The organism is Lentzea aerocolonigenes (genome assembly GCF_000955955.1).
Classification (GTDB): domain Bacteria; phylum Actinomycetota; class Actinomycetes; order Mycobacteriales; family Pseudonocardiaceae; genus Lentzea; species Lentzea aerocolonigenes_A.
The window spans coordinates 1-1,034 of record NZ_JYJG01000104.1 but is presented as its reverse complement, the minus strand read 5'-3'; the positions used below and the strand labels follow the sequence as shown (position 1 = coordinate 1,034).

The following is a 1,034-nucleotide window of genomic DNA, read 5'->3' as shown; positions in this document are numbered from 1 at the left end:
GGCCGTACTCGCCGAGGATCACCGGCACGCCCTTGGCCACGAACGCGTTGTACACGCGGTCGAAATAGCCGGTGAGATCGTTCTGCGCGGTAGTGTCGAAACGTGTGCCACCCGCGATGTTCACACTGAACGGCCAGTAGCCGTAGTAGTGCACGGTCGCGGCCAGGTTGGGGTCGTTGAAGCTCCGCATCTGGGTGGCGAGCGCGTCGACCAGCGGCTGGTCGGCCGACGTGTGCAGGGTCGGCAACACGAGCAGCCGGGTGGCGTTGCGTCCGCCGGACCGCCGCACGATGTCGCGGAACGACGCGTTGAGCTCGTTGAGCAGCTGGATTTCCTGCGCCTGACCGGAGCTGCCGGCGAACTGCGGCTCGTTCACGCTCTCCAGCGTCAGCTTCGGACCGAAGTCGCGGAACGCGGCGGACAGCTGCGTCCAGACCGAATTGAAGCGGTTCAACACACCCGTGCGGTCGGCGGGCATGGCGTTGATCCACTGCCACGAGTCGTGGTGGATGTTGACCAGCACGTAGAGGTTGCGGTCCATCGCCCAGCGCGCGACCTCCGTGACGCGGGCGAGGTACGCGGGCTCGACGGTGTTGTCCGGCGCCAGGTGCGCGCTCCAGGTGACGGGCAGCCGGATGCTCTTGAAGCCCTGCGCCTTCACGTTGTCCAGCAACGCCTCCGTGATGCGCGGGTTGCCCCACGACGTCTCGTCGGAGCCGGTCGAGTCGAGTGTGTTGCCGAGGTTCCACCCCGGTTGCATCGCCGCGACCTGGTCCATCGCACTGCGGGCCTGGACGTCCGCCGAGGCGGCCGGTGCGAGGCCCGCAGTGAGAAGGAAACCGACGAGCCCGGCGACCAGTAATCGCGACATGTGCCGAAAGCTGGCACGGCGCCTTGAGGTCGTCAAGACGCCCTGCCGAAATCGATGCGCTTCGACGAATTCGACCCACCGAATCGTCGAATCGCGTCGGGACAATTCACTCCTTGCACTTCTTGCCGGTGTTCACGCAGTTGACGAGCCTGTCCATGATCTG

The 1,034-nt window shown here is 65.9% G+C and carries 1 protein-coding gene; it reads right to left on the bottom strand.

All coding sequences use genetic code 11. The annotated features are described in order from the left end of the window. Nucleotides 1-871 (bottom strand): glycoside hydrolase family 5 protein (locus UK23_RS16965; protein WP_045312513.1); only part of this gene is annotated, 871 nt, incomplete at its 3' end. Nucleotides 872-1,034 lie beyond the last annotated feature (163 nt).